The 20,714-nt window shown below is 69.9% G+C and carries 10 protein-coding genes, 1 tRNA gene and 1 pseudogene; 10 read left to right on the top strand and 2 right to left on the bottom strand.

The window, feature by feature from the left end; translation table 11 throughout:
* Window positions 1–71 precede the first annotated feature (71 nt).
* The 10 genes from tmk (at window position 72) to OHA99_RS16785 (ending at window position 19,315) form a co-directional block, all read left to right on the top strand.
* Window positions 72–3,380, top strand: a complete 3,309-nt coding sequence (gene tmk / locus OHA99_RS16830; RefSeq protein WP_405696443.1) for a dTMP kinase — start codon at window positions 72–74, stop codon at window positions 3,378–3,380.
* 128 nt (window positions 3,381–3,508) lie between these two features.
* Window positions 3,509–4,714 carry a DNA polymerase III subunit delta' gene (locus OHA99_RS16825; protein WP_165685257.1) on the top strand — a complete coding sequence of 402 codons (1,206 nt, stop codon included), beginning with the start codon at window positions 3,509–3,511 and terminating at the stop codon, window positions 4,712–4,714.
* A 108-nt stretch (window positions 4,715–4,822) separates the two neighbouring features.
* Window positions 4,823–6,442, top strand: coding sequence for an alpha/beta hydrolase (locus tag OHA99_RS16820; RefSeq protein ID WP_405696440.1), 1,620 nt, complete (start codon window positions 4,823–4,825; stop codon window positions 6,440–6,442).
* A 117-nt stretch (window positions 6,443–6,559) separates the two neighbouring features.
* Window positions 6,560–6,636: transfer RNA gene (locus OHA99_RS16815), tRNA-Thr, on the top strand.
* A gap of 574 nt (window positions 6,637–7,210) precedes the next feature.
* Entirely contained in the window at window positions 7,211–10,759 is a 3,549-nt protein-coding gene (locus OHA99_RS16810) for a hypothetical protein (RefSeq protein ID WP_381501024.1), read from the top strand.
* Window positions 10,760–11,080: 321 nt separating this feature from the next.
* Window positions 11,081–13,087 carry an ATP-dependent nuclease gene (locus tag OHA99_RS16805; protein WP_405696437.1) on the top strand — a complete coding sequence of 669 codons (2,007 nt, stop codon included), beginning with the start codon at window positions 11,081–11,083 and terminating at the stop codon, window positions 13,085–13,087.
* Entirely contained in the window at window positions 13,072–14,712 is a 1,641-nt protein-coding gene (locus OHA99_RS16800) for a UvrD-helicase domain-containing protein (protein WP_381501029.1), read from the top strand. Before OHA99_RS16805 ends, OHA99_RS16800 begins: the two co-directional genes overlap by 16 nt.
* 987 nt (window positions 14,713–15,699) lie before the next feature.
* A complete protein-coding gene (locus OHA99_RS16795) occupies window positions 15,700–16,938 on the top strand; it encodes a Clp protease N-terminal domain-containing protein (RefSeq protein ID WP_405696435.1) in 1,239 nt (412 codons plus the stop codon).
* 40 nt (window positions 16,939–16,978) lie between these two features.
* Window positions 16,979–18,589, top strand: a complete 1,611-nt coding sequence (locus tag OHA99_RS16790; RefSeq protein WP_366472273.1) for a histidine kinase — start codon at window positions 16,979–16,981, stop codon at window positions 18,587–18,589.
* Between the two features lie 72 nt (window positions 18,590–18,661).
* The gene (locus OHA99_RS16785) at window positions 18,662–19,315 is read left to right on the top strand and encodes a response regulator (protein WP_381501037.1); all 654 of its coding nucleotides are present in this window, start codon (window positions 18,662–18,664) and stop codon (window positions 19,313–19,315) included.
* A 27-nt stretch (window positions 19,316–19,342) separates the two neighbouring features.
* On the opposite strand, the pseudogene OHA99_RS16780 reads toward OHA99_RS16785, so the two are convergent.
* Together OHA99_RS16780 and OHA99_RS16775 are read right to left on the bottom strand one after the other, a co-directional pair.
* Window positions 19,343–19,495: pseudogene (locus tag OHA99_RS16780) on the bottom strand (hypothetical protein); the annotation flags it as partial.
* Between the two features lie 33 nt (window positions 19,496–19,528).
* Complete coding sequence (locus OHA99_RS16775) at window positions 19,529–20,359, bottom strand: hypothetical protein (protein ID WP_405696432.1); 831 nt, start codon at window positions 20,357–20,359, stop codon at window positions 19,529–19,531.
* Window positions 20,360–20,714: the final 355 nt, after the last annotated feature.

Genomic DNA, 20,714 nt, shown 5'->3' with positions numbered 1-20,714 from the left:
TTCGGTGTCGGGGCGGACGTACGTCCGGCCGGGCACGCCGGACTGTCGGTGGCGACCTATAGGCTGAACGCATGACGCGAGCCGAGCAGCCAACGGCCCCTCACCCCGCCCCGGACGACGCCCTGGTCGCGGACTCCCGCGAGCGCGCCGTCCGCGCCCTGCTGCGCCGTCCGCAGCTGAGGCGTTTGTGGAGCGCACAGCTCGTGGGGGGTGTCGGCGACATCCTCGCCCTCCTGGTGCTGGTCCTCCTCGCCGTCCAGGCCGCGATCGGCGCGGGCTCGTTCGGCGGGGGCTACCGGGGTGTGGCGTTCGCAGTGGCGACCGTTTTCGGCGTCCGGATCCTGGCGACGCTGCTCTTCGGCGCCGTCCTGCTCGGGCCCCTGACCTCCCTCACCTCGCAGGACGGTCCGCTCGACCGGCGCTGGACCCTGGTCGGCGCCGACGGGCTGCGGGCCGCACTGCTGATCGTCGCGCCGCTGTGGATCGACTGGACGCCCGACAACGCGCTGGCCGTCCTCCTGGTGACCGTCTTCGTCACCGGCGTCGCCGAGCGCTTCTGGACGGTGTGCCGGGAGAGCGCGGCCCCCGCGCTGCTGCCCGCCCCGCCCCTGGAGGGCGCCACGGTACGGCCGCTGCCGGACCACATGGACGCGCTGCGCCGCCTGTCGCTGCGCACGAGCTTCGTCGCGATCCCGCTCGCGGCGGCCGTACTGGTCGTCGCCGGGCTCCTGAACAACCTCCTGGGCGCCGGCATCGCCTGGTTCGCCGAGCACCAGGCGGCGCTGGGCTCGTACGTGGCGGCCGGACTGTTCGCCGCGTCCCTGTCCGTGGTGGCCTTCCTGGAGCTGCCCGCCGTGCGCACCCCGCGCGCGCGGTCGCCGCTGGAGGGCATGCGCCGCCCCAAGAGCGGCAGCGTCGTCGACAAGGGCCGCACCGGTGTGCTGCCCCTGCTGGTGTTCGCCTGCGCCGCGGTCGCCGCCGTGGTGGCCGCCGCGGTCGCCGTCGCCGTGCTGCACGCCAAGGACCTGGGCGGCGGCCCCGTGCTGTACGGGCTGATGGTGGCCGCGCTGACCGGCGGCGTCGTCGTCGGCATCCGCACCGCCCCCGCCCTGCTGCCGTCGCTGTCCCGGCGGCGGCTGCTGGCCCTGGCGATCGCCTTCGCCGGCATCGCCCTGCTGGCCGCCGGACTCGTCCCGGACGACACCACCGTGCTGCTGCTCCTCGCGCTGGCCGGTGTCGGCGCGGGCGTGACCGCGAACACCGGGCACGCGCTGCTCGACCAGGAGACCGAGGACCACCGCCGGGCACGGACCACCGAGCACCTGCACGCCGTCGTCCGGGTCTACGTGGCGCTCGGCGCCGTCGTCGGACCCGTGCTGGCCGCGGCGATCGGACCGCACCGGCTGGAGAGCGGGAGGTTCGTCTTCGCCCACGGCGGCGCCGCGTTCCTCCTGATGCTGCTCGGCGCCCTGCTGCTGCCGCTGGCCGCGCTGGTGCTTGCCAAGGTCGACGACCGCTCCGGCGTGCCGCTGCGGCACGACCTGCGCGACGCGCTGCTCGGCGGCGACGACCCGGAGCCCGCGCCGACGGCCAACGGTTTCTTCATCGCCCTGGAGGGCGGCGACGGCGCCGGCAAGTCCACCCAGGCCGAGGCCCTCGCCGAGTGGATCCGCGGCAAGGGCCACGAGGTCGTGCTCACCCGGGAGCCGGGCGCCACGCCGGTCGGCAAGCGCCTGCGCTCCATCCTGCTGGACGTCTCCAGCGCCGGACTGTCGCACCGCGCGGAGGCCCTGCTGTACGCCGCCGACCGCGCGGAGCACGTCGACACCGTGGTCCGGCCCGCCCTGGAGCGCGGCGCCGTGGTCGTCTCGGACCGCTACATCGATTCCTCGGTCGCCTACCAGGGCGCCGGCCGCGACCTGTCGCCGACCGAGATCGCCCGCATCAACCGCTGGGCCACCGACGGTCTCGTACCGCACCTGACCGTCCTCCTGGACGTGGCGCCGGAGGCCGCCCGCGAGCGGTTCACCGAGGCGCCCGACCGGCTCGAGTCTGAGCCCGCCGAGTTCCACGCGCGCGTGCGCTCCGGATTCCTCACCCTCGCCGCCGCCGACCCCGGGCGCTACCTGGTGGTGGACGCCGGCCAGGAGCCCGAGGCCGTCACCACCGCCGTACGCCACCGGCTCGACCAGGTGCTGCCGCTGTCCGAGGCCGAGGTCAAGGCTCAGGAGGAGGCGCGCCGCAAGGCCGAGGAGGAGGCCCGCCGCAAGGCCGAGGAAGAGGCCGCGCGCAAGGCCGAGGAGGAGCGCCTGGAGCGCGAGCGCCTCGAGGAGGAGGCGCGGGTGCGCGCCGAGGAGGAGGAGCGCAAGCGGCGCGAGCTGGAGGAGGCGCAGCGGCGCGAGGCCGAGCGGCAGGCCGAGGAGGCCAGGCAGCGGGCCGAGGAAGCACGCCGCAAGGCCGAGGAGGAGCAGGCACGGCTCCTCGCCGAGGAGAAGGCGCGCGCCGAGGAGGAGGCGCGGCTGCGGGCCGAGGAGGAACGGCGCCGCAAGCAGGCCGAGGAGGAGGAGCGGCTGCGCGCCGAGGCCGAGGCCCGGCGCCTGGAGAAGCAGCGCAAGGCCGAGGAGGCCCTGCTGCGGGCCGAGGAGGCCCGCCGGGCGGCGGAGCAGGCGGCGGCCGCGGCCGCGGCCGGCCCCAAGTCGGCGGCCCCCGCGGCGGCCGACGCGCCCCGTCCGAAGCCGGCCGCCTCCGCGCCCTCCGACGCGGCGACCGTGCCGACCCCGGTCGTGACCCCGTCCAACGCCTCCGGCGGTCCGGTGGAGGACACGGCGGTCCTGCAGCCGGTGCGGGACACGGAGGACGACGACCGGGCCGACGGGGCCGAGGACGGTGCCCGGCGCGGGCGCGACGGCGGCCGGGCGTCCGGCGAGTCCGAGTCCGAGGTGACGACCGAGCTGCCCAAGCCGCCGGTGCCGTCCGGCGCGGCGGACGAGACGGCGGTGCTGCCGGCGGTGGAACCGCGGGACGCCGACGAGACCGCGGTCCTGCCGCCCGTGACGCCGCCGGGAGCCGCCGACGAGACGGCCGTACTGCCGCCCGTGCGCGGGGACGACCCCGCCGACCGGGTCCCGCCGGGCTACTTCCGCGAGGAGGGACCGGACGCCGGTGCCGGGGACGCCCAGGACAGCACGCGTGAGCTGCCCCGGATCGACCCCGACCAGGCACCGCCGTCCCGCAGGCGCCGCTCCGACTGGGCCGAGGAGACCCCGCTGGACGACCTGCCGACGCTGGCGGACGAGCTGCTCGGGCCGCACGACGAGGACGAGGGCGGCCGGGACGACGAGGGCCGCGGCGGCCGGGGCAGGGGCCGGGGACGACGCTGAGCACCGGGGCCGCCGCGTTGTCGGTGCCGCCCCGCACAATGGAGGGCGCGGCGCGGATCGGCGCGGCGGTCAGTGCTCGCGTCGGCCCGATGCGGCCGGCCCGGTGTGACGGAAGGACGGCGTGACCCATGACCGTGTGGGACGACCTCGTCGGGCAGGAGAAGGTGTGCGAGCCGCTCGTCGCCGCTGCCCGGGACGCCGACGCCTTCGTCACCGCCGCTGCGGCCGACGGCCCGCTCCCGCAGGCGACGAGCATGACGCACGCCTGGCTGTTCACGGGCCCGCCCGGCTCGGGAGTGGCACAGACGGCGCGGGCCTTCGCCGCCGCGTTGCAGTGCGTGAGCCCCGACCGCGCCCTCGGCGGCGTCCCCGGCTGCGGCTTCTGCGACGGCTGCCACACGGCGCTGGTCGGCACCCACGCGGACGTCAGCACGGTGGTCGCGGTTGGTGCGCAGATCCTCGTGGCCGACATGCGCGACACCGTCCGCAAGTCGTACACGTCACCTGCTAACGGTCGCTGGCAGATCATCCTCGTAGAGGACGCCGAGAGGCTGAACGAGAGATCCGCCAACGCCGTCCTCAAAGCCGTGGAGGAGCCGGCCCCGCGCACCGTCTGGCTGCTGTGCGCCCCCTCCGTCGAGGACGTCCTGCCCACGATCCGCTCCCGCTGCCGCCACCTGAACCTGCGCACACCGTCGGTCGGTGCCGTCGCCGACATGCTCGTACGCCGCGAGGGCATCGAACCGGACGTCGCCGCAGCGGCGGCCCGCGCCACCCAGGGCCACATCGACCGCGCCCGCCGCCTGGCCACGGACCAGGCCGCCCGGGCGCGCCGGGAGGCCGTGCTGAAGCTGCCGCTGCGGGTCGAGGACGTCGGCGGGGCACTCAAGGCGGCCCAGGAGCTGGTCGACGCCGCGGCGGCGGACGCCAAGCAGCTCGCCGAGGAGATGGACGCCAAGGAGACCGAGGAACTGAAGGCGGCCCTGGGTGCGGCCCAGGGCGGCCGGCTCCCGCGCGGCACGGCGGGCGTGATGAAGGACCTGGAGGCCGACCAGAAACGCCGCAAGGCGCGCACCCAGCGCAACAGCCTCGACCTCGCCCTGAGCGAGCTGACCGGCTTCTACCGCGACGTCCTCGCGCTCCAGCTCGGCTCCCGCGTGGCGATCGCCAACGCCGACGCGGAGGACGCCCTGGAGCGGCTCGCCCGCGGCAGCACACCCGAGGCCACGCTGCGCCGGATCGAGGCGATCGCGGCCTGCGGTCGGGCCCTCGACCGCAATGTGCCGCCGCTGCTCGCGGTGGAGGCGATGACGATGGCCCTCAGAGCGGGCTGAGCCGGCGCGCACAGCGCACCGGGGGCGGGGCGGTTGACGCCGTAACCCGTACGAGGCACGCGAACCACGCACCGCGATGACGCCGTCGCGGAGCGTTACGCTCGCTCAATGCACACAAGGCGCACTCACCGCAGGACCCGCATCGGCAGCACCCGTCTCCGAGCCACGGTGCTCGTCGCCGCGCTGCTCGCCACCGCCTGCTCGGCCGGGGGCGCGTCCACGTCCGCCGGGTCTCCTGCGGCGGAGGCGGCCGGCTCGACGGAGGCGGCGACGGCGACCCTGACCCCGTTGCCGAAGGCCACGCCCGCCGAGCTGTCGCCGTACTACGAGCAGAAGCTCGCCTGGCGCGACTGCGGCGTCCCCGGCTTCCAGTGCGCCACCATGAAGGCCCCGCTCGACTACGCCGAGCCCGCCGACGGCGACGTCCGCCTCGCGGTGGCCCGCAAGAAGGCCACGGGGCCGGGCAAGCGCCTGGGCTCGCTGCTGGTCAACCCGGGCGGACCGGGCGGCTCGGCGATCGGCTACCTCCAGCAGTACGCGGGCATCGGCTACCCGGCTGAGGTCCGGGCCCAGTACGACATGGTCGCGGTCGACCCCCGGGGCGTGGCGCGCAGCGAGCCGGTCGAGTGCCTCGACGGCCGCGAGATGGACGCGTACACGCAGACCGACGTCACGCCCGACGACGCGGGCGAGACGGACGAGCTGGTCGACGCCTACAAGGAGTTCGCGGAGGGCTGCGGGGCGGACGCGCCGAAGCTGCTGCGCCACGTCTCCACGGTCGAGGCGGCGCGCGACATGGACGTCCTGCGCGCGGTGCTGGGGGACGAGAAGCTGACCTACGTCGGAGCCTCGTACGGCACGTTCCTGGGTGCGACCTACGCCGGTCTGTTCCCGGACCGGACGGGCCGCCTGGTCCTGGACGGCGCGATGGACCCCTCCCTGCCCGCGCGCCGCCTGAACCTGGAGCAGACGGCGGGCTTCGAGACGGCGTTCCAGTCCTTCGCGAAGGACTGCGTACGGCAGTCCGACTGCCCCCTCGGCGACAAGGACAACACCCCCGACCAGGTCGGCAAGAACCTGAAGTCCTTCTTCGACGACCTGGACGCGAAGCCCCTGCCCGCCGGGGACGCCGACGGCCGCAAGCTCACCGAGTCCCTCGCCACCACCGGCGTGATCGCCGCGATGTACGACGAGGGCGCCTGGCAGCAACTGCGCGAGTCCCTGACCTCGGCGATCAAGGAGAAGGACGGCGCCGGCCTGCTGATCCTGTCCGACAGCTACTACGAGCGCGAGGCCGACGGCGGCTACAGCAACCTGATGTTCGCCAACGCCGCCGTGAACTGCCTCGACCTCCCCGCCGCCTTCTCCTCCCCGGACGAGGTGCGCGCCGCCCTCCCCGACTTCGAGAAGGCGTCCCCGGTCTTCGGCGAGGGCCTCGCCTGGTCCTCTCTGAACTGCACGTACTGGCCGGTGAAGCCCACGGGTGAGCCGCACCGCATCGAGGCGGCCGGTGCCACCCCGATCGTCGTGGTCGGCACCACCCGCGACCCGGCCACCCCCTACCGCTGGGCCGAGGCCCTCTCCGACCAGCTCTCCTCCGGCCGCCTCCTCACCTACGAGGGCGACGGCCACACCGCCTACGGCCGCGGCAGCTCCTGCATCGACGCGGCGATCAACACCTACCTGCTGACCGGCACCGCCCCGAAGGACGGCACCCGCTGCTCGTAGGCCCACCCCGCCGGCCCCACCCGCCCCGGAGCCTTCCGCTCCGGGGCAGGTTCGGAGCACCCCGGGAAACTGTGTAGACTTACCGACGTTGCTGATCGCACCATGGGTGCACGGCGCGCCGCCTTAGCTCAGATGGCCAGAGCAACGCACTCGTAATGCGTAGGTCTCGGGTTCGAATCCCGAAGGCGGCTCCATGGCGAACCCCAGGTCAGGCCTCTGACCTGGGGTTTCTTGCTCCGGATGACCTTGGAATCTCGGCAATTCGAGCACCGTCCGTCTGTGCATCGTAATGCGTAGGTCGGAGGTTTGGTTTCTGTGACGAGATCGACGGTCCAACGCTCTGACCTGGTATTTTATCTGCCCGTAGGGGGTGGAGTGTGTTGGCGCAAAGGATGCCGGTGGACACCCGGTGGACAGCTGTGCGTGACACTCCATCAGGGGACTCTCGCTGACCCTGGGGCCAGGGTGAAATCCACCCGTCGCCGATGGGGCGACCGGCGTCGTCGAGACTGTCCGGTCCTGACAGATCTCACGTCCGGCTCGGGCCCTGGCGAAGATTGGCCGTGAGAACACTCCGTAGCTGATCTGAGGGCGAAGAAGGAGCGGCTGCGTCGGTGCGTGCGGGAGCGTCGGCCCATTTCAGGATGAGCGCTATAGGTTCGGCGCTCTCGTTGTTCCTAGATCCCAGGTGCGCGGCCTGTCATCGAGCCGGGCGGCGAGCGGCAAACGCTATCAGTACGACAAAAGGTGCGCGTAGCATTAGTGGTCATGGATCTCATGGCACGCGTACGCCGGGCGTTGGGTGAACAGGCTATCCACCCAACGGAGTTTGAACGCTGTGCCTGTGCGCTCCTGCAATCGCAGTACCCCGGTCTGTCCGCAGTTGAGGGCGGGCATGACTTCGGCCGCGACGCCGATATCTACTTTCCGTGGGGCTCCGAGGACGTGGACGCTCGTGGGCGTCTGCTGGTCACCACCGGTGATCCGGTGGCGAACCTGCGCACGGGCCTTCGCAGAATGCGCGAAGAGGGTGTGCAGGCCGATCTGATCGTGATGGCCTGTTCACAACCGGTTGACGCAACGAAGCGCGCGTCCATGGATCGGCTGTGTACTGAACGTGACCTTCCAACACCACACATCTACGCCCAGGATTGGTTTGTCACCCGCCTCGCCACTGAGCCGGTGTGGCGGTTCAGCCTCCTCGGCATCAGAGGAGAGCTGGGTGCTCTGCTTGATCGGCCGTTGGACCTGCATGAGGACCTGGCTGACCGAACCGACCTCCTCGGACGGGAAGCCACTCTCGCCACGCTTGCCGACGCTGTCGCCCGTGGCCAGGATGTCGTGCTGGTGGGCGTGCCTGGTGTGGGTAAGACGCGGCTCACCACCGAATTGGAAGGCCAGGTCGCTTACCTTGAGCAGGCGCAAGCGGACCGCATTCTGGATGAGCTGTTGGAGACTCGACCCGCTGCCGTTGTCGTGGACGACGCCCACATTCGCCTCGATGAGATGCGTGTGCTGCGGCGGGCGCGTCACGGGGCGGAGCATGCCTTCGCCATCGTCGCGACTACCTGGCCTGACAGGGCAGACGAGGTAACAGCGGCCCTGCCCAGAGCTCTCCGCGTCAACGTTGACCTGTTGGAGCGATCCGACATGAACACACTGGTCACCTCACTGGGCGTCACCGGTCACCGGGCCCGGATGGTGATCCTCGACCAGGCGGCCGGACGGCCGGGCTGGGCCCTCACCTTGTGTGAGATGTTCGCTAAGGGCGAGAGCAGCCAGGTGGCCAGCGGCGCAGCGCACCTCGCGAACGTAGAACGACACCTCCGCCGTATCACCGAGTCCGAGACGGCCGTCGATGCTCTGGCCTGCGTAGCGGCACTGGGAGGGGCTTCCAGCGAGACGCTGTACGCGCTCGCGCCCCTTGTTGGCGAGCCGCCGGCCAGCATGTCCGGCCTCATGGAGCGCCTCGCGCGCAATGGCCTCGTTGAGACTGTCAACGGTGTCTGGCACCTGCAACCTGCATTGCGCGCACCGCTGATTGCCCGGTGGTTCTTCACACGGCCGGCAGGCAGGCCGTGGTCCACCCTCTGCGACGCCTTCCCAGACCGGGACCGTGACCTCGCCTCCGCCGTGATGTCCGCCGCCCGAGTCTCGGCCTCCCCTGACGCTTGGATGACCGCTGATGCCTGGGTCCGAACGCTGCCCACCCCAACCGAGTGGGGCACCGGAACCTTCGCTGTAGTGTCCGAATACGCCCGGCTGGACCGGGGAGCCGCTCAGTTCGCTGTCGCCCAGGCTCGTACGGTCCTCGCCAGCCCGCGCGAGACCGAGCAGACGTACGGGATCACCGTCGATCCGCAGGGTGATGCCGCTGCTCGTCAACTTGCGCAGTCGGCCGCTCAGTATCTGCTGCCCGAGGCCGTGACGGGCCTGCTCGACCTCGCAGTGGGAGACAACCGTCCACGCCATTCCACCCCTCAGCACCCGCTGCGCGTGCTCAGCGGTGTGGCCAATGCCATAGACCCGGACTTCGGAACCGCGTTCGAGACTCGAGGGCTGTTGCTGCGACCAGTGCTGGAGTGGCTGCGTACTCACCGCGCCCCGTCGGACTGGGCCGTGGCCACCGAGGTGCTGGCGAGTGTCTTTGCCGTTGAAACATCGGGGAACTGGTCTGACCCGGGTAATTTGAACACGGTCACCCTCGCCCAGGGTGTCGAAAGCGCCGAAAACCTGGCGCGACTCATCTCCTTGTGGAACGAGGTTGTGCCCCTTCTCGCAGATACCGAAGGACAGGATGACCTGGGCAACGCCCCGGCTGCGGTGGTTCCACTACTGGACCTGGCGGGCTCATGGGTGCGGCTCGGAGAAGGATTCGTGCCGCACAACGGTGAACCGAGCGAGGCGCAGAAGGGCCACGGAGCAGAGGGAGGAGCTCGCATCCTGGCCACACTGCATCCCCTGCTCCAGACCTTTCCTGGGTTGGCCCTCCGTGCCCGACGCATGCTCAACGCTGCATACGCCCGCAGTGGTGACAGGGGCCGTAGACCCCCGGAACTGGACGTCGACCCTGACCTGGAGTCTTTCACCGGCTGGAGTCGTTGGGGCGACATGGATACCCGCGATGACGCCGCACAAGGCCGGGCCCACGCAGTGGAAGCCTTAGCACAGAAGATCGCGGCGCTCGGACCGCTCGACGGAGTCATGAGATTCGACGCACTGGTTGAACAATCCAAGCTTGCTGGCGACCACGGGGGCGGCGTCTGGGTAGCCGACCGTATGGTGCCTCACCTCGCCGATCCCGCTTCTTGGCACGCAGCCGCAGCCGCAACTGGTAGCCCACTCATGCTTCGCGCCGCACTGACCCGATGGCTCACCACCTCGCCCAGCACGTTGTCGGCAGATGTCCTCACCGCTGCACTGGATGATCCCCGCTTCAGGACGTGCGTCATCTCGACCGTCCTCGGACGAGGTGAAGCCGACGAGGCTTCCGAGTTCGTGATCGAGGCAATGCGCACGGAGGACGCCTGGCTGCTCGACTCGCTGTTCATCCAGGACGAGCCGAACGAGGTGCTGCACCGTCTACTGCTCCATCCGATTCCCACAATCGCCAGCAGCGCGGCGGTCACCTTTGCCGTTGGCCAACCCCACGGTCCCTCACTGCCGGAAGCATGGCGCTCTGCTTGGCGCGACGCTGTGCAGCACCTTCGCCCCGAGGACCTGCCCCAGCCCGACCACTGGCGTGCAAGCCAGTTGCTCGGTCATCTAGCCGACCATGATCCTGACCTGCTCGAAGCGTGGTACGCCGAACGGCTCGGCGAAATGGCCAACCGCAGCTATTTTGCCGCCCCTGAACCCCACGGCTGCGATCTCCACCTGGACCGCCTTCCGCAGGCACACCGTTACCGGCTATCCGTCCGCTGCGCCGGCCTCCCGCGCATCGGCCATAGCCCACTCATACAGCTTGTGGGTGCAGACCGCGACTTGGCGGAGCGTCTGATCCGCGACTGCGCCGTTACTCCCGACAACCTCCTCGAAGCCCTCGTGGGACAGCGCAACGAGACCCTGGAGCGCCTCGGCCCGCTGCTCCTCGACCACGGCGTACTCCCCGCTCACATCGCGGCCAACGTGGCTTGGGTCGACTCCTGGTGGGGAGATGACTCTGCCAGACATCAGCACCTCATCGACTACTTCACTACCCTCTCAACTCATGTCCCCGCGCTCGCCGCCGTCGCAGCAGCGGGACTGGCCGAGCAGGAGGCATCACTGAGGGAGGCAGAGAACAGAGAGCGCGCTGCACGGGTGCGGGGAGTCTGAGAAAGTCGGGCCCTCCCCCAGTGAAGTGCGCCGCTGACCGAGTCGCGTCGTACGCGTCCGCCTCCTGATCTCCATGGCTCTCCCTCGACTATCACGGTGGCCAGCCCATCATCTGGGCACTCAGGCATTGCCACGCCGCCGCAGTTGCACCGGCTTTGGCTCGGCGGCTTCAGCCCGGGTGAAGTAGCTGAGAAATCGAACGAATGATCCACTTTTAGTGAATCGCGGATCTGGGCCCGTGGTGTAGCTGATACTGCAGCAAATCGGTGTGCCTGTTGGGTCGGTGCGGCAGGCTAGGGGTGGAACAGCTCGGGGGAGCCAGTGCAGTTGACCTGTGCCAAAGTGACGAACTTCCGCGCGTTGCAGGACGTAGAGGTGAAGATCGACAAGAAGACCACGCTCGTAGTGGGTCGGAACAACAGCGGCAAGACGTCCTTCGCCAACCTCTTCGACAAGTTCTTCGGCAGCGACGACACCAAGTTCGTCCTGGAGGACCTGTCCGTAGGCAGGATCAGGGAGATCAAGTCAGCCGTGGAGGCCTACCGCACGGCCCGGGTGGTGCCGGAGGGCAGCAGTGAGAGCCGCGAACAGCAGTTGAAGGCAGCAGAAGAGCTTATCCCTGTCATCAGCGTGCAGGTCATCATCGCCTACACCGTGGAAGATGACCTCGCCTTGCTGTCCGGAATCATCCTGGACCTGGACGAGGATTGCCTGGAGGCCCGGCTCGAAGCGGTCCTGAGTGTGAAGCGGCCGCGCGACCTTCTGGAGCAAGTGGACGCTGCCCTAACCCGACAGGGCCCGGACTTCGACTGGGGCAAGTTCCTCCGCAAGAACTTTTCCACCTTCTACGCTCCCTCCTACTGGGCGGTCTCGGCCCTGGACCCGAACGTCCGTCGAGAGATCACGCCGACTGCGGCGCGCAGGGTGCTGTCGGTGAAGTCCATCCACGCCCAGCCTCGTATCGACGACGTCCCCGCCGATCGGGCCCGCACGCTGTCCAAGACCTTCGAGACCTTCTACAAGGCGAACAGTGCCGATGAGGAACGTAATCAGAACATCGAGAGAATTGAGCAGGCGCTGGCCGCCGCTTCGAAGAGTATCGACATTAACTACGGCTCGTTGTTCCGCCCCATCCTCGACGAACTGCGGACCTTCGGCGTGGGTACTATCGCTCCGCTGCAAACGCCGGAGATCACCTCGTTGATCGAGTCCGGGGACATTCTCCGCGGCAGTACCCGCATCCAGTACGCCTCGCCTGGGAGCGACCATCCGCTACCTGAGGGGCACAACGGCCTTGGTTACAGCAAGCTCATCAGCACCGTGGTCCAGGTTATCGGCTTCTACCACGCCTACCTGCGCTTGAAGCCCCGGCCGGCCCTGCAATTGCTCTTCATCGAGGAACCCGAAGCCCACCTGCACCCCCAGATGCAGGAAGTCTTTATCAGCAACATTAACCGCCTCTTGGAGAGAGAAGAGTGGGCCGTCCAGGCGGTCCTGACCACCCATTCTTCGCACATTGTCGCGAGTAGCGGTTTTGGTGCCGTGCGCTATTTCGACTCCAACGGCCCCACGCTTAAGGTTAAGGACCTCTCCGACTTCGAGCACACCACCAAGCGGCAGACTAACGGGAAGACGACCCTTCAGTTCCTCGCCCAGTACATGCATACGCACCGCTGCGACATGTTCTTCGCCGACCGCATCATCTTGATCGAGGGGACCGCTGAACGGCTCCTCCTCCGCGCCATGATCAGCAAGTGTGCGCCTGAACTGGCGAACCAGTACATCTCGATTATTGAGGTCGGCGATGCGTACGCCGCCCGGTTCAAGACTCTCCTGGAGTTCCTCGGCGTCCCTGCACTGGTGATCACCGACCTCGACTCGGTAGACCCCGCCACCAAAAAACGCTGCGCACCCGACACCGGCGGCGCCCTCACCTCCAATGCCACCCTCAAGGAGTGGGTGCCGAAGCTCAGTGAGGTCAAGACCCTCCTGCAGGCCCCGGCAGAGGCGAAGGTCTGCGGGAACGTACGTGTCGCCTATGAAGTGCCGGAAGCGGATGGGGGGCCGTGCGGGCGCAGCTTCGAGGACGCCTTGATCATTGCCAACGCCGACATGTTCGCCCGTAACTTGGGCACCCTGGCCCTCAAAGATGCCTTCACCAGCGAGGTCGGCATCGTGCCGAGGCCCGAGGCCATCGCTGCCGCCGCCTTCCCGATCGCCGAGCGACTGAGCCGCAAGAAGACCGACTTCGCGTTCGACATGGTTCTCACGGAGGGCTGGACGGTCCCTCGCTATATCCAGGAGGGCCTGCAGTGGCTGATGAGGTAGGAGTACGCGAAGGTATCCGCGCCGCCCTCGACGCCCGGAGTAACTTCCTCGTGGAAGCAGGGGCCGGCGCCGGCAAGACCACGGCCCTGGTGGAAGCCCTTCTCTACCTCCTCGATACCCGGCGATCCGCCCTGGAACAGGCCGGTAAGCAGATCGCCTGCATCACCTACACCAACGTGGCCAAGCACCAGATTAAGCAGCGGATCGCTGACGACCCCCTGGTGTACGTCGGCACGATCCACGAGTTCCTGTGGAGTCTCATCCAAGACCATCAGCGTGAACTGCTGGACGCCCTCATCGAGTACAACCAAGGCTTGCCGCGTCCCCAGGACATGGCAGAACTCGCTTCCGGCCTCCGGATTGAATACCACGACCGAGGCCGGCGCTTCGCCGACGGGAAAATCTCCCACGACGAGGTCCTCGCGCTCGCCTCCGCACTGATTGGCTCGCACTCCAAACTCGCGCGGATCATCGCCCACCGCTACCCGGTGGTCTTCGTCGACGAGTACCAGGACACCTTCCCCGCCACCGTCAGCCTCCTCTTGGACCACATCGCCACGGCGACCGGACCCGCCTGCACCGTCGGCTTCTTCGGCGACTCCATGCAGAAGATCTACAACACCGGCGTCGGCGCCCTGGAGCGGGACGACCTGATCACGCTCACCATGCATGGCAACCACCGCTGCGCGAAGCCGATCGTCGACGTCCTGAACAAGATCCGACCCGACTTGATCCAGCAACCGGACCCCGACAAAACTGCAGGCGAGGTCCGCCTGATCCTCAAGCTGCCCGGAGCTGAGGACGAGAACCCGGTCCAGCGGGCCCGGACAGTGCTCGACACCTGCGGCTGGCCTGCGACGGGGGTCAAGTACCTGAGCCTGACGCACCGCAGCATCGCAGCCGCCCATGGCTACCCCAACCTCCTCCAGCTTTACAGCAGACGAGGGAGCCACGGGAGGGACGACCTTCTGGAGGGAACCGAGCCTTACGCCCAGTTCATGAAGAGCATCGAGGAGCTGTGCGCCGCCTACGAAGCCCAGGAGTGCGCCCACCTCACCTCCCTGCTCGGCACAGGGCCCCTCACCATCCGCAAGCACTCGGACAAAGCCAGGATCAACGGCATACTCCAGGAGATCACCGCCGTCCGGGCTACGGGCACCGTTGGCGACGTCCTTGACGCCGTTACCCGCGCCAAGCTGATCACTCCGCCGGGCAGGGTCAAATCCATTGAACGCTCCATCGGCGCGGAGGGCCTCGACGAACGTGCCCAAAGGGATGCCGACTTCGCGGCTGGCCTGCGCGCTATCAAATACCAGGAGGTCGTCCGTCTCACCGAGTACCGCAACGAGCTCACCCCCTTCTCCACTCAGCACGGCGTTAAGGGCGACGAGTTCGAGGACGTCGTGGTCATGATCGACGACAGCGCATGGAACCAGTTCAACGTCGACCGCATGCTTACCGGAGACGACCACCGCAAGGAACGAGCCTCCCGCTCCCGCAACCTCTTCTACGTCTGCTGCTCCCGGGCCGTCAGGCGCCTAGCGGTCGTCTTCGTGACTCCACTCAGCCCGCCCAGCGAAGCAGTGGCACGGCAATGGTTCAGCGGCGCTACGGTCCACGACTAATGCTCTGACCGCGCAGCGCCGGCCGGAGTAACTAGCGATCACCCGTTCACGGTGCATGTTGGAAACCCGGGGTGGTCAGGGTGCTCAGCAGTGGTGGTGGAACGGCTTGTAGAGGTCCGACAGCGACCGGTGCTCGTCGCTTGGAACGGGGTGACCTGGCGCAGCCAGCTCAACTGAGGTCGCGCCGGTGGGCCGCTGGCAGCTCCACCGGTGGACAGCCGGTGGACAGACTCCTTTGGACGGTGCAACACAGCGCGGCACAGGCCAACCCGTCGCACGTGCTCTGATCAGGAAAAACGTCAACACGCAGCACGACGAGGTACCAGGCAACACGAACGCTCCTGGTCTCGTAATGCGTAGGTCTCGGGTTCGAATCCCGAAGGCGGCTCTGAATGGACCAGGTCACATAACTCGTGACCTGGTCTTTTTGTGTTCCCGATGGCTGATTGCCGTGCGCGGTCGCGGGGTTGCGCGATGTCATGCGTGCGCGGGTGTGCCCGCGATCTCGTCAGGCTTTGACGATCTCGACGGCGGGTGGCTTGCTCCGGGGCCGGCCCGCGCGACGGTCCGGCCCCGTTCATGCATCCGATCGGTTGCTCAGGCCCACCAGCGTGCGGCCGGATCCCGGACCGAGATTTCATCGTCCCGGAGCGGGAACGAATCCCGGCCACCACGGGGGCACGCTGCCGGGGCACCGGCGCAGCCGTGGACTCTCCACCGACACCCCGTTCGCCGTCCGCACTGACCAAGGGCTCGAATACCCCTGGGTTCCAGTAAGCACCTGATCCGCGGACAGTCCCAGGGAATCCGATTACCCGGGCGATCCTGGCCGTCTGCGTGCGGCCTGATCGATGAAAGGTGCGCGCCCGGGGCCGGCCGATCGGATCAGGAGTCTGGCCGGTCGGCAGGCGCGGGGGTGGGGTGTGGGTGCCTAGCGTCGTTCGCGTAGTCGGGGCGGCGGTGCGCCGCGGGGCGAGGAGAGGTTCGATGGGGCAGCGAGGGACGACGGCAGATGTGGCCGGGCTCGGGGTGACGACGGAGTTCGAGCCGGACGTCATGGAGGTGCTCGTCGCGACGGTTCGCCGGGCGGTTCGGGGCGAGGCGGCGTTCGCGGGGACGGACACCCTGCTGGCGGAGCTGGTGATGGGGGACTCGGAGTCGGGGGCGGTGATTGCTCCGGGGATGCGGAAGTCCGGTGGGCTCAGTGGTTTCATCCAGGCCCGCGCGGGTCTGGGCTGGGTCAGCGAAGACGAGGCGGGCGGTGGGCCGGGGGCGCGGTCCGACGAGGTCGAGGTCGAGGCCGCCTGGCGTGAGGCGTGGTGGCGGTTCGGGCTGGGGCTGCGCGGGTCGGCGCGGGACGGAGTCCCTGCCGTGCCGCCCGTGATGAGCGGGGCGATGCGGAGCTGCCTGTTGCGCGCGCTGGCGTCCGCGCGTGCCGAGGGGACGGTCTCCGTGCGCTGCCGGCACGTGGCCAGGGCGCTGCTGGAGCTGCCGGACAGCAGGGCGCGGGAGGCGCTGCTGCTCCGGCGGCTGGACACGGCCGAGGCGCTGGACCGGCTGGACGCCGAGGTTGCGGGGTCGGGCGCGGCGAGCGAGCGTCCGGAGTCGTACGGCGTGCTGCTGCTGCGCCGGGCCGGGACGGTGGGCAGGAGCGGCAACCGGCTGTCCCGCGCGTTCACTTCGTGGACCGCTCAGTCCGGGCTGAACGGCTCACCGGTGCTCTTCGCCGTGAACGTCGAGGCCACGCGCCAGGCGGTGCGGTGCGGGCGGGGCACGGCGGAGCCGGTGGATCTGCTGCTGGGAACGCTGGCCCTGGACCGGGCGTTGGCCGTGGCAGGGCATGTCCTTCCAGAGGGCCTGGCGGCGGCCAATGCCGCGTCGGCCGTCCTGCGTCGGCACGGGGTGCGGCAGGGTGCTCTCGTCGCCTCGGCTGTCGCGTCGGTACCGGCTGTACCGGCCAATCCGGCTGTGTCGGCTGTGTCGGCTGTGTCGGCCGGCGGTGGTGCCGACCGCGCCGAGGGCGAGCGGGCGAGGCTGTCCGTCGCTGCCGAACGCGCCGTCGCGGTCGCCCGGCTGCGGGCCGCCGAGCGGGGGTCGCCCACCGTCGGTACCGTTCATCTGCTGTCCGCGCTGCTCGACGACGCCGGTGTGGCGGAACTGCTGGCCGCCGAGCAGGCCGACGTGGGTGCGTTGCGGGGCGAGCTGGACGGTCTGCCGGGTGCGTGAGAACGGGCGTGGCCGGGTCGATAGCGTTCCGCGGGTGGGTATGAGCAGCAAGGACTCCGACGGTCGGTGCGTACCCCGGTCGTCCGTACGGGTGCGGCGCGTGCCGGCCGGTGTGCCGCGCCGGGTGCGGCGGGAGGTGGTCGCCGGCTGGGCCGCGGTGCGCGGTGCCGGACGTCGTACGGTCGTCGTGGAAGGGCTGCTCTGTCTCCTCGCGGCCGCCTTCGGGCTGGTGCCCCTGTTGCTCGTGGTACCCGCGCGGCCGGGGCTCGCCGTGGCGGAGGCGCTGTGGGCGGTACTGCTCGTCGCCCTGTGCCGTGGGCGGCCGGTCGCCGCCGTCATAGGGTCCTCCCTGCTGGTCGTGGGGGTCAACGTGTGGACGCTGGCGGTGGCGCCGCTCGTCGTGATGTCCGCGACCCGGCGCATCGCACCGACGCGACGTGCGTGGCAGGCCGTCGGGGCGGCCTCGGCCGTGGTCGGGGTACTGACCGTCGTCACCGTTCCGTTCCGGACCGAGCGCCTCGCCTTCCAACTGGTGGGCAACGCGGTCTCCCTGGCGCTGCTCCTGGTGCTTCCCGCCCTGGCCGGGACGCTGTTGGGGCAACGACGGCCGCTCGTCAGCCTGTTGCGCGAACGCAACGCCTATCTGGAGCAGGCTCGCGCCCTCACCGCCGAGGCGGCCCGGAGGGAGGAACGGAACCGGATCGCGGGCGAGATGCACGACCTCCTGGGCCATCGGCTGAGCCTCTTGTCCGTGCACGCGGGGGCACTTGAACTGGCTGCCGCGAGGCAGGCGCCGGCCCTCGCCGGGCAGACCGAGCTGCTGCGTACTACCGCCGGCACGGCGATGGAGGAACTGCGCGAGATCCTCGGTGTGCTGCGGCACGCCGACCCGGCCGGTACGGGGGGCGACCGGTCCGGGGACGAGCGGGGAACCCGGGAGGACATCGCCGCGCTGGTGACGGAGTCCCGGCGGACCGGCAGCGCCGTCGAGCTGGACTGGTCCGTCCCCGACGGGGCGGAGCTGGGGCCGCGGACGCGGCAGGCCGTTCACCGGGTGGTCCGCGAAGGGCTGACCAACGTGCTGAAACACGCGTCCGGCGCGCCCACCCGGGTGCAGGTGACGAGTGTCGGCGACGGATTCGAAGTCTCCGTCACCAATGCCCCGCCGTCCGTGGCCGGGCCCTCCCGCGGGGGCAGTCACAGCGGACTCGCCGGCTGCCAGGAGCGGGTCGGGCTGCTCGGCGGCACATTCGAGGCGGGCGCCCTGGTGAACGGCGGCTTCCGCGTCGCCGCCCGGCTGCCCGCGCAGGGGCGCCGGGGGCGGGGACAGGGAGGCGGCGGCGCCGCGCAGGGTGCCGCCGACCGGCCTGTGCACGACGGGCCTGCGGCTGCCGCACATTCGGCGGTCGCGTCTGCGGCGGTCGCGTCCGCGGGCGCCGCGCCTTCGGCGGCCGGGCACTCGGCACCCGGTCGCCCGGCCTCTCGCCACCCGCTCGTCCGTCCCGGGGCGGAAGGGGCGGCACGTGCCCCACTGCCGGACGAGATCCTGACCTGGCCGCGCGTCCTCGGCTCGGGCTGTGCGGCGCTGGCCGTGATCCTGCCCACGGCGGGCTTCCTCGTCGTCCTGTTGGTGTTGGCGGTTCTGGGATGAACGGAGGATGCGGGGCCGGTACGGAGGAATGAGCGCGGGTGACCTGACGGCCGGCGGTCCTAGGATGAGCCGATGATCCGAGTCCTGGTCGCCGACGACGAGGCGCTGATGCGCGCCGGAATCCGGCTCATCCTGGAGAACGCCGACGACGTCGAGGTGGTCGCCGAGGCAGGCGACGGCAGGGAAGCCGCCGCGGCCTGTCGCGAACAGGACGTCGACGTCGCCCTGGTGGACGTCCAGATGCCGGTCCGGGACGGTATCGCCGCGGCCGAGGACATCTCCCGTCTCTCGCCGCGCACCTGTGTCGTGATGCTGACGGCCTTCGGGCAGGACGCGCACGTGACGCGGGCCCTGCGGGCCGGGGCCGGCGGCTTCCTCCTCAAGGACACCGGCCCCGCCGACCTGATCCGGGCCGTCCGACTCGCAGCCAAGGGCGAGCCCGTGCTGGCCCCGCGGATCACCCGGCGGCTGCTGGAGCGGCATGTGCGGTCCGGCCGGGACACCGAGGCGGCGCTGCTCCGGATCGACGGGCTGGCCCCTGCCGAGCGGGACGTGCTGCGGCTGCTCGGCACCGGTCTGTCCAACGGGGAGATCGCCGAGCGGCTGTATCTGAGCGCCGGTACGGTCAAGGCGCACATCAGCCGCATCCTCACCCGCACCGGCTGCGCCAACCGCGTCCAGGCCGCCGTCCTCGCCCACGACGCGGGGCTTCTCGACGAGGCGTAGGCACCTTCGCGTCCGCCCGGCATCCGCTCACTCCGCGTCCGCGCAGCACTCCACCACCGCCGTCGTGAACGTGAACCGCACCGGCGTCGTCCCGAACGTCAGCAGTCCCGTCGGCTCCGCCACGTCCCGGATCGCCGCGACGACGGTGTCGGCCTCCTCCTCGGGCCAGTGCACGATCACGGCGAATCGGTACTGTCCGGGATGTACGGCAACCTACTGAAGTCCCTCGGCCCGATCCTTGGCCCACCACAGGAACGCGGCGGCGTGCTGCTGGTTGGCGAAGCCCTGGCCGACGAGGTCGTTCAGGAGGTCGTTGCTCCACAGGACGAGCCGGCCGCGGGTCCAGTTCACCGACTCAGGTGCCGGCAATTCCAGCCCGTAGACCATCCGCGCGATCTCGCGCTTGCCGCCCGCCTCCGTCGTGTACTTGAGGATCGTCAGGAACCGCTCGGGATACATCACGCAAAGGACCCTCGTCAGGAGGGCCTCCTTGAAACCGGTCATGGCGAACGCCTTGGTGCCGTCCAACAGGTGCTGGAGCCGGTCTTCGAGCGGCACCTCGTCAGGCCCGTACAGCAGGTACTCGATCGTCTTGCGGGTGGCCTCCCCGGCCGCGACATCGCCCATGCCGTTCCATGCGGAATTGAAGGTGGCCTGATTGCCGGGGTGGGCTCCGACCTCGGAGTTGGCGAAGTCCTTGAGGACTCTGGGGGCGCACGTCCACAGCCCGTCGGGGGAGAAGACCTGCTGGTACTTCGACCAGTAGGCCGCCACTTCGGGGTCGAAGTCCGGTTTGACGGCGAGGTACTGCTCCTTCAGCCGGGCCACGCCCTCCAACTGCTCGGGGTCGACGTTCTCGGGTTTCGGGAAACGGGCCTTGAGGTCGGCGAAGGCGCGGGGCGGGTTCCTGTGCGGGACGGCGGGCTCCTTGTGCTCCCATTCGTAGCCGCATCGGTGCTTCACGAGCCGGCGCCCGCCGTCGAGCGTGCGAACCACCTCGATGTCCTCGTCGTCGCTGCACAGCGGGCACATAACCAGCGCCATGACTACCCCCGTTCCAACAGTGCTCGTGCCCGCTCCGAGCCGATGCACTTGTCCACCCAGGGGCCGCATTCTTGCATTCGGCACAGGCAGGCGGGATGGGGGGCCATCCGGCGGGACTGGGGGGGCGGGGCGAGGGCATCCTGCCCGTCGGATCCGTCCGTCCCCGGCCACGGCTCGTCCTGGGAGACGACGTCAGCCGCTTCCGGAGATCGTGGCCGTGGAGTCGTCGTCCAGGACGGCCCAGCCGGCCGATCACGACAGGCGTCGCCGGGCCCTGCGAGGAGCGGTGCGGCAACCTGCGCGCCCTGCTCGACCTCGAGGAGCGTGGGACGGTTCGCTCTATTGGTGTCGCTCG

This window comes from Streptomyces coelicoflavus (assembly GCF_045041415.1).
GTDB lineage: Bacteria > Actinomycetota > Actinomycetes > Streptomycetales > Streptomycetaceae > Streptomyces > Streptomyces coelicoflavus.
This window is presented reverse-complemented; position numbering and strand designations above follow the sequence as displayed.